Below are 8,801 nucleotides of genomic sequence, written 5' to 3'. Positions count from 1 at the left end.
GTACTAGGCCCCGAGTCGATTCGGCCGTGCCGATCGGGTTTGCCATCATTGCAACCGATCGGGTTGCCAACATTGAAACCCCGGGTGCCCGATTGTGCCAGCGGCGCGCCCGGGACACGGCCCGACCGCAGGTTTTCCGAGCCTGTGAGGGCCATCGACGGCCGGAGTGGCACGCGTCTCCTTTCTCGCCGAGCGGAATTGCCAAGGCATTGCTACGGTATGCCGGATCGTTGTCTCACGGCGCCGCCGGGCGCTCGAGCGGCGAGGCAGTTGTTCGGGGGCTGCTGAGAGGACGGCGGCGATGGGCGGGCTGGTTACTGCCCGGACAAGGCAGGTCGAGCGGCGGAAATCCGCTGATACAACAGAATTCCTGCGAGTCGTGGACGAGCCGGAGCCGCTGCGGCCGATGCCGCGCTCGCCACGAATTCCCCTCGCACCCGCGCAGGAGCGCATGTAGGCCGCGGCCGCGGCCGGGCAATCCGCCGACTGGAACGTCACGCGCGCCTTCCGGATTCGTGGCGCGGTGGTGAATGTGACCGCGCTGCAGGCCGCCATCGACGATGTGGTGCGACGGCACGCACCGCTGCGCACCCTCTATCCGGCCACCGCCGACGGGCCGATCCAGATGGTCATGTGCGGCGACGTGACCCGGGTGGGCGTGCCGGTCGTGGACAGCTTCGCGGGCGAGCTGACCGAGCGGATCGCCGAATTCTCGGGCCGCGCCTTCGATCTCACGGCCGAGCTGCCGATCCGAGCGCGCATCTACCGGCTGGGCAGCCGGGATGTGGTGCTGGCGCTGGTCATCCACCACATCTCCCTGGACGGCGCGTCCGTCGGTCCGCTCATGCGCGATCTGGTCACCGCCTATCTGGCCCGCGGCGCGGGCCGGGCCCCGGTCTTCACACCGCTGCCGGTGGACTACATCGACTACACGCTGTGGAAGCACGAGTACCTGGGCGCGTTCGACGATCCGGGCAGTCGCGCCAGCACTCAGCTGCGGTACTGGGCCAACAATCTGGTGGGCCGCCCCGCCCCGCTCGAATTGCCCTACGACAGGCCGCGTTCCGCGCCGGTGGATGCCCGCGGCGACCTCATCCAGCTGCGTTTCGACGCCGCCCTGCACCAGCGGCTGCTCGCCCGCGCCCGCCACGGCGGCGCCAGCCTGTTCATGCTGTTGCAGACCGCCTTCGCGATCAGCGTCGCGGCCTTCGCGAAATCGCCGGACGTGACCGTGGCGACCGCGGTCTCCGGGCGCGATCAGCCGCAGCTCGCGGACCTGGTCGGCAATCTCGCCGACGATGTCCTGCTGCGCATTCGCGTGGATCGCGCCGCCGACATGAACGATCTCATCGACCAGGTGCGGCGGGTCGCCCTGGCCGCCTTCGCGAATCCGGACACGTCCAATCCGCGGCTGCTGCGCTGCCTGCCGCAGGACCCGGATCATCCGCTGTTCCAGGCCACCCTCATCCTGCAGCGCGCCGACGCCGCACCGCCGGCAGCCGCCGGTCCCGCCGGGATGTCCATCACCGACTTTCCGATCGGTGTGGTCCGCGCCAAGCACGATCTGGAATTCGGCCTCACCGAGAACTACGACCACACCGGAGCGCCCACCGGCATCACCGGCCCGTTCCTGTATCCGATCGCCCGCTTCGATCGCGGCACCGCCGCCCGCTTCGTCGAAACCTTCAGCGCCATGGTCGAATTGCTGGCCGACGGCTATTCGGGTCCGGTCGCGCCGCTGTTGCAGCCCGAGCCGCGGCACCGCACCCGCCGGTCCCAGCGCACGCGCTGAGCGGTCAGGACCTGCGGGCGATCCCTCGTACGGCGCGCAGCGTGCCCGCCGCCAGGCCCGACGTGAGGTGCTCGGCCTTCGTCGCGAAGTCCGGGACGAAGGCATGCAGGCCAACGGGATTCGGCGGCGCGTCGAGCACCATCCGCATGATCGTGGCGGCTTGCTCGGTGAGATCGTCCCAGTGATCGATGGCGAAGCCCGAGCCCTCGAGCACGGCGCGCAGGTCCGCCGAGGACACCAGACGGCTCTGCGCGGGTGTATCCGCCCAGGGCAACGGGTAGCGGGGCGCGGTGTCGCCTGCCGCGGTGATATCCCAGATGGCAAGCAGGCCACCGGTATCCAGCACCCGATACGCCTCCCGGTACATGGCGTCCTTGTCGGCGGTGTTCATCTGCACGTGCTGGCTGAAGACGACATCGAAAACACCGTCGTCGAACGCGTCCTCGCCCGGGTCCTCGGCCTCGTCAATCGCGGCCTGCTGCAAGGCGAGACGAAGAGCTGACCTCCCGCGGCCCCGGGAATCCGGCGCGACGGAGGTCTCGGCGGCAGGCTGCGCAGCACCCCGGAAGGTGTCCGGATTCGCGAAGGCGGCCGGGGCGACCCGGCACACCTGGTCGATCCGGCGACGCTTGCGTGGCTCACACGCGGCGGTGCCCCATGATGGGTACGTGAATCGGATCCGGGAATGGTTGCGGCCCGCGCGGTGGGGGCTGCGGATTCGGTCGGCCGTCGCGGCGGCGCTGACCGTCGGGGCGGTGCTGCTCATCGCCGCGGCAGCCATGCTCGGCCTGCTGAATCGGTCACTGCTGCGGGAGATCGACACCGAGGCCGCGACCCGGGCCGATGCGATCGCCGATGAGCTGAGCCGGAATTCGGTCGCGCAGCTGCCGGACCCGCTGTTCGAGGCGACCGGGCAGATCGGGGCGGTGCAGGTGCTCGACCCACGGGGCCGGATCGCGCGGGAGTCGAACGCGAAACTGTCGACGCCACTGCTGGATCCGGCGCCGCTGCTGGATCCGACCGCACCGGCCGAGCGGGCGACCGGGCTGCGGGCGACCTCCGCCTACGACGAGGACCTGCGGGTATCCGCGCGCACGGTAGCCACGCCCGAGGGCCGGTACGGCATTCTGGTCGCGGGTGACAGCGAATCGGCCGAGCACGCCGTGAAACGGGTCGCCGCACTGGTCGCGGTGGGCGGGCCGCTGGTCGTAGCGGCCGCCGCACTGGCCACCTACCTGCTGGTCGGGCGTTCGCTGCGGTCGGTGGAGGAGATCCGCAGCCGGGTGGCGGGCATCGGGGCGGCGGGGTTGTCGGAGCGGGTGCCGGTGCCGGTGACGCGGGACGAGATCGCGCGGCTGGCCGAGACCATGAACGACATGCTGGCCCGCATCGAGGCCGGGCACGCGGCGCAACGCCGCTTCGTCGGGGATGCCTCGCACGAGTTGCGCAGCCCGCTGGCTGCGGTCACGGCGGCGCTGGAGCTGGCAAGGGACCGACCGGAGGCCCTGGATGCCGAATTGAGCGGCGGCACACTGCTTCCCGAGACCGAACGCATGCGACATCTGATCGAGGACCTGCTGACCCTGGCGGCGGCCGACGAGAGCGGGCTCGAAGTGCGCGGCGGCGATGTGGATCTCGACGATCTGGCCGCCGAGCAGGTGACGGCCCTGCGGGCGCGGGGCGGATTGACGGTGCGGTCCGAGCTGCACGCGGTGCGGATTCAGGGTGATGCGCCCAAACTGGCTCGGGCACTGCGCAATATCGTCGACAACGCCGCGGCCCACGCCCGGACCACGGTGGCCGTGACGGTCGGGCTCGACGGCGACACCGCGCGCGTGATCGTCGACGATGACGGTCCGGGCATCCCGGTCACCGATCGCGAGCGCGTCTTCGGCCGGTTCGTGCGTCTGGAGGCCGATCGCTCCCGCGCCACGGGTGGATCCGGGCTGGGCCTGGCCATCGTCACCGAAATCGTGGCCGCACACGGCGGTTCGATCACGATCGGTGAATCACCGTGGGGTGGAGCCCGATTCGTCATCGCGCTGCCCACCGCCGGACCACTCGGGGTCGATCATCCGGTACCCGACGCCCCGTAGCGTCTCGATGCTGCTGCCGCCGAACGGCGCGTCGATCTTCTTGCGCAGGTACCCGATATAGACCTCGACGACGTTCTCCGGCCCGTCGTAGTGGGCGTCCCACACATTGCGCAGGATCTCGATCTTGGTGAGCGCCAATCCCTTGTGCCGCAACAGGAATTCCAGCAGACCGAACTCGCGCGGGGTGAGGGTGAGCGAGGTCCCGCCGCGCCGCACCGTGCGCCGCGCCGGATCCAGCACCAGATCGCCCGCCGACAGCAGCGCCGGCTGCTGCGGCGCGCGACGGCGCGCCAGCGCGCGCAATCGGGCGATGAGCACCACGAACGAGAAGGGTTTGGTCAGATAGTCGTCCGCACCCAGGTCCAGCGCGTCGGCCTGCTCATATTCGCCGTCCTTGGCGGTCAGCATGAGCACCGGCGTCGACACGTCCCGGGCGCGCAGCCGCCGCAGCACCTCGTACCCGCTGAGTCCGGGCAGCATGATGTCGAGCACGATCACGTCGAAGTCGTCCTCGGCCGCGGCGTGCAGCCCGTCGGTCCCGGTGTGGGCGAGCTGCACCACGAATCCCTCAAGCTCGAGCCCGCGCTGAATGGTCCGCGCCAGCCGCTGTTCGTCCTCCACCACCAGCACCCGCACGGCATCAGCATGCCCGACCGTCCGATCCGCCCGAGACCCGGCTCTCAACGTTCTCTCAGCGATACCGTGGCAATCTCGGGGGATGCTGTCCATCCCGCCCGCGCAGAAGGAATCAGCCACCACGAAACGGTCACCCCGGCTCCCCGATCATCTGCTTCCCGGCGTGCTCGTCACCGCGGCACTGGCGGCGGCCCTCCTCGTCCTGACCTGCGTGGTGGTCTGGTACGACGGCCCGGCCGGACCGGATTCGGCCTGGCTGCAATGGTTCATCGAGCATCGCACCGAAACCTGGACCGGGCTGGCGAAGGCGATCAGCGCGGCCGGGGACACCACCTCGGTCGCGATCTATTCGATCCTGGCGTGCGCGGTGCTGGCCTGGAAGCGGTACTGGGCGCAGGCGGTCCTGATCGCGGTCGCCGCGCTCGGCGCGGGCGCGCTCACCTACTTCGGCAAGCTGCTGATCGGCCGCGACCGGCCCCCGGTGATCGACCATCTGGTGATCGAGACCAATCACTCGTATCCCTCCGGCCATGCCCTGGGCTCGACCGTGGTGGCCGGGATGCTGGTGGCGGTCGCCGTGCCGGAGTGGCAGCGGCTGGGGAAGATCGCCACGATCGCGATCGCGACGATCTTCGTGCTGGCCGTCGGCCTGTCCCGCCTGTACCTGGGTGTGCACTGGGCCACCGACGTCCTGGCCGGTTGGCTGGCCGGGGCCTGCTGGCTGTCGGCGTGCCTGACGCTGCGCCCGGCGATCTACGGCGCGACCGCCCGGCGGCTCAGCGCAACGTGACCGTGGTCGGCAGGCTCGCGAACCCCCGGTTGTTGGAGGCGTGGATGCGCTTGCACGCCGCCTCGTCCACCTCGAAATCGGCCACCCGGGAGGCGATCTCGCCCAGCGCCGTCCGCAGTTCCAGCAGCGCCAGGTTCGAGCCCAGGCAGTGGTGCCGCCCGCTGCCGAAGACCAGCGAACCGGAGGTGTCCCGATCCAGATCGAAGGTGTCCGGATCCTCGAACACCTCCGGATCCCGATTGGCCGCACCGGTGATCAGCAGCACCCGCCCCTCGGCGGGAATGGTCACCCCGTGCAGCTCGATTTCCTCGGTGGCCGTGCGCAATTGGGCCTGGGTGGCCGGATCCCAGCGCATGGCCTCGTCGATCCAGTCGTCGATGCGGCCGTCGAGGACCAGGCGGCGCTGCTCCGGGTGCAGCCAGGCCGCATGCCAGGCATTGCCCAGGGTGAGCATGCTGGTCTCGATGCCCGCGCCGATCAGCAGGATGAGGACGCCGACGATCTCCTCGGGGGTGAGCCGGTCGTCGCCGTCGGCGGCGTCGAGCAGACCGGAGAGCAGATCCTCCTGCCGCGACCTACTGCGCTCGATGGTCAATTCGGTGTAGTACCCGACCAGCGCGCCGATGGCCTGCATGGCCTCGGGCCGCAGATCGGTGGACTCCTCATCGGTGTACATGATCTCCATGCCGAGCTTGCGCAGCATGTCGCGATCACCCTCGGGCACACCGACCAGTTCGGAGATCACCTCGGTCGGAAACGGCCCGGCAAACTCGGCCATGAGGTCGAAACTGCCGCGCGCCAGCAGCGGTTCGAGCATGCCGACCGCGATCTCGCGCAGCCGCGGCGCCAGCGACTGCACCCGGTGCGCAGTGAACGCGCGCGTCACCAGACCGCGCAGCCGGGTGTGCTTGGGCGGGTCCATGGCGACGAAGGAGAAGAAGCGCTCGGCCTGCGGTCCCCAGAAGGCGGGTTCCATGCGCAGGCCGTTCTTGCTGGAGAAACGGTCGGAATCGCGGAGTGCGGCCTGGACGTCGGCGTGGCGCGAGAGAGCCCAGAAGTCATCGGTGTCATTGCGGTAAACCGGGGCCTCACTACGCAACCTGGCATAGTAAGGGTACGGATCGGCATGGGCATCGAAGTCGTATGGGCTGTAGCGCAACTGCATGACGAACCTTCCGGCAGGGCCACGGAGCGGGCGCGGGGCATGCCGCAACCGGTCCGCAACTGGAGCTGACACTGTCTGACAGTAGCCGAAAAGAATTGGGAGCGTTGTGAACTCGGATTCAGCGGCCGAGCGGATAGACACCACCAAGCCGCACCCGGCCCGCCGGTACGACTACTGGCTGGGCGGCAAGGACAATTTCGCCGCCGACCGGGAATCCGCCGACGCGGTGGCCGAGGCGTTCCCGACCGTGCAGCTGGCCGCGGTGGAGAACCGCAACTTCCTGCGCCGTGCCACCGCGTACCTGACCGCCGAGGCGGGCATCCGCCAGTTCCTGGATATCGGCACCGGCCTGCCCACCGCGGGCAATGTGCACGAGATCGCGCAGGGCATCGCCCCCGACTCCCGCATCGTCTACGTCGACAACGATCCGATCGTGCTGATGCACGCCCGCGACCTGCTCAACAGTTCCCCGGGGGGCCGGACCACCTATCTCGACGCCGATCTGCGCGAGCCGCGACGCATTCTCGAGCACCCGGACCTGCTGGCCACCCTCGACCTGAGCAAGCCGGTCGCGCTCATGGTGGTGGCCGTCATGCACTTCATGACCGACGACAATCACCCCTACGAGCTGATCCGACAACTCACCGAGCCGCTGGCCCCCGGCAGCTTCCTGGTCATGTCGCACGCCACCGGCGACTATCTGGACGAGGAGGATCTGGCCCGCACCACCGAGGCCAACCTGCGCAGTGGCGTACCCTTCCGGCTGCGCTCCAATGCCGAATTCGCCAAGTTCTTCGACGGTTTCACCCTGGTGCCGCCGGGCATCACCGCGGTGACGCTGTGGCGGCCCGAGGAATACCGGCCCCATCCCCGCCCAGAGGCGGTCAGCATGCTGAGCGGGGTGGCGCGGATTCCCTAGAGTTGGCCGATGTTCCCTAGAGCCTGCCGACGTCCTTGAGCACCCGGCGGGCCTGCGCGAAGAGCATGCCGACATTGACCGACTTGCGGCACACCACCACCACGACCACGTCCTCGCGGCTCTCGGTGCGCACGAACAGGTGGGTCAGGTTGTCGCTGTTCACCAGGATCTCCTGGAAGTAGTGGCGCTCCAACCGGATTCCGCGCCGCTCCTTCCAGATGTTCTCGATCATCACCACATTCCGGCCCTGGAACAGCTCCAAGGTGGCCGCGGCCAGCAGATCCAGCACCTCCGAGGGATGATTGTCGACGGTCTCGACCGACAGCAGCATGCCGGTCGCCATGTCGATGGCGCCCGCGGCAATGCATTCGGGCACTTCCGACCGCAGCACCTTGACCAGGGTCGCGACCCGGTCGGTCATACTCCCGGATCCGCCGGCTCCGCTCGATGTGTTCATTGCGTCCTCTCTGTTCTTCTCGGGGTAAGGGTTCGCTGGCCGCGCAGCGCGGGCTGGGGTGGCCGGGGCGGGAGCATGTCGTTGATACCGCTGGCGCCCCGGCGCCGGCGCGGCAGCAGGGAGCGGCCGGACGCTCCGCAATCGGACTCCAGCGCCGGCACGGCGGCTTCCACCGGCACGATGGCCAGCAGATCGTCCTCGAGCATCCGGGCCACCTCGACTGTGACCGCATACAGGCTGCGGCACAACAGCATCGAGATATCGCGGCAGCTGCGCCTGCCATTGGCCCACAGCAGGATCTCGCGGCGCTCACCGCTGCCCGGCCCGCTCAGCAGCAGCCGCCCGCGCTCGGTGAGTCGCAGATGATTGCGATGCGGCGACACCCGCCCCTGGGCGAGCGCGCACAGCCGCCGTTCGGTCTCGTGCAGCAGCCACCCGGGTTCGATGCCGGGCACCCGGCACACCGGATCCTCGGGCGGGCTTGCGTTTTCGGGTGGATCGGCCTGCCAGAAGCAGCTGCCGATCCAGCCCGAGGCGATCGCGAAGCAGCCGTCGATCGCGGCCATCATGGCCACGACCTCCAATTCGGCCGCTCCCGTGGTGGTGCGCCCGGGGCGCGCGAGCAATTCGCGCACCCCGGGCGCGCCGGGCGAATCCACCGTGACCACCAGCCCGTGGACGACATGGAGGTCCCCGCCCGGCTCCCCGGTCACCCGCAGCACCCCGGTACGCGTGGTGACCGCGGCCTGTGCCAATTCCTGGACCAACTCCCTCGCGGATTCTCGGCCCAGCGCCAGCAGTCGCCCCGGTCCGGCGATTGCTCCCGTAGTCATGCTCGAACGCCTGGGAAATAGGCATGGCGAAACAGGCGTATCGCAGCCAGAGTCATTCGAATGCGAAAGTTGCACGCCTGGTTGATATTTCGACGGTGAATCGCTTCGAACCC

At 69.3% G+C, this 8,801-nt stretch carries 8 protein-coding genes and 1 pseudogene; 4 read left to right on the top strand and 5 right to left on the bottom strand.

Annotated features, from left to right (window positions below; genetic code table 11):
• Nucleotides 1–484: 484 nt before the first annotated feature.
• Nucleotides 485–1,792, top strand: a pseudogene (locus NS2_RS34030) (condensation domain-containing protein); the annotation flags it as partial.
• 4 nt (nucleotides 1,793–1,796) lie between these two features.
• On the opposite strand, the gene NS2_RS34025 reads toward NS2_RS34030, so the two are convergent.
• Nucleotides 1,797–2,402: a class I SAM-dependent methyltransferase gene (locus NS2_RS34025; RefSeq protein ID WP_062614401.1), complete on the bottom strand. Its 606-nt coding sequence runs from the start codon at nucleotides 2,400–2,402 to the stop codon at nucleotides 1,797–1,799.
• A 58-nt stretch (nucleotides 2,403–2,460) separates the two neighbouring features.
• Between NS2_RS34025 and NS2_RS34020 the strand changes: the two genes are divergently transcribed.
• On the top strand, nucleotides 2,461–3,888 hold the full coding sequence (locus tag NS2_RS34020; RefSeq protein WP_173850105.1) for a sensor histidine kinase: 1,428 nt from the start codon (nucleotides 2,461–2,463) through the stop codon (nucleotides 3,886–3,888).
• Here the strand turns inward: NS2_RS34020 and NS2_RS34015 are convergent.
• Nucleotides 3,802–4,524 carry a response regulator transcription factor gene (locus NS2_RS34015; protein ID WP_045440227.1) on the bottom strand — a complete coding sequence of 241 codons (723 nt, stop codon included), beginning with the start codon at nucleotides 4,522–4,524 and terminating at the stop codon, nucleotides 3,802–3,804. The two genes, NS2_RS34020 and NS2_RS34015, sit on opposite strands and share 87 nt — an antisense overlap.
• An 82-nt stretch (nucleotides 4,525–4,606) precedes the next feature.
• Between NS2_RS34015 and NS2_RS34010 the strand changes: the two genes are divergently transcribed.
• The gene (locus NS2_RS34010; RefSeq protein ID WP_052087049.1) at nucleotides 4,607–5,314 is read left to right on the top strand and encodes a phosphatase PAP2 family protein; all 708 of its coding nucleotides are present in this window, start codon (nucleotides 4,607–4,609) and stop codon (nucleotides 5,312–5,314) included.
• Here NS2_RS34010 and NS2_RS34005 read toward each other — a convergent pair.
• Nucleotides 5,301–6,413 carry a cytochrome P450 gene (locus NS2_RS34005; protein ID WP_228102476.1) on the bottom strand — a complete coding sequence of 371 codons (1,113 nt, stop codon included), beginning with the start codon at nucleotides 6,411–6,413 and terminating at the stop codon, nucleotides 5,301–5,303. The genes NS2_RS34010 and NS2_RS34005 overlap by 14 nt on opposite strands.
• A 172-nt stretch (nucleotides 6,414–6,585) precedes the next feature.
• On the opposite strand from NS2_RS34005, the gene NS2_RS34000 reads away from it, so the two are divergent.
• Nucleotides 6,586–7,398 carry an SAM-dependent methyltransferase gene (locus NS2_RS34000; protein WP_033091415.1) on the top strand — a complete coding sequence of 271 codons (813 nt, stop codon included), beginning with the start codon at nucleotides 6,586–6,588 and terminating at the stop codon, nucleotides 7,396–7,398.
• 16 nt (nucleotides 7,399–7,414) lie between these two features.
• Here NS2_RS34000 and NS2_RS33995 read toward each other — a convergent pair whose 3' ends face one another.
• Both NS2_RS33995 and NS2_RS33990 read right to left on the bottom strand, forming a co-directional pair.
• The gene (locus tag NS2_RS33995) at nucleotides 7,415–7,819 is read right to left on the bottom strand and encodes a hypothetical protein (protein WP_033091414.1); all 405 of its coding nucleotides are present in this window, start codon (nucleotides 7,817–7,819) and stop codon (nucleotides 7,415–7,417) included.
• Between the two features lie 32 nt (nucleotides 7,820–7,851).
• The gene (locus tag NS2_RS33990) at nucleotides 7,852–8,688 is read right to left on the bottom strand and encodes a hypothetical protein (protein ID WP_071811695.1); all 837 of its coding nucleotides are present in this window, start codon (nucleotides 8,686–8,688) and stop codon (nucleotides 7,852–7,854) included.
• Nucleotides 8,689–8,801 lie beyond the last annotated feature (113 nt).

The organism is Nocardia seriolae NBRC 15557 (assembly GCF_007990715.1).
Taxonomy (GTDB): domain Bacteria; phylum Actinomycetota; class Actinomycetes; order Mycobacteriales; family Mycobacteriaceae; genus Nocardia; species Nocardia seriolae.
Note: the sequence above shows the minus strand (reverse complement) of the source record. Positions and strands in the feature narration are given on the sequence as shown.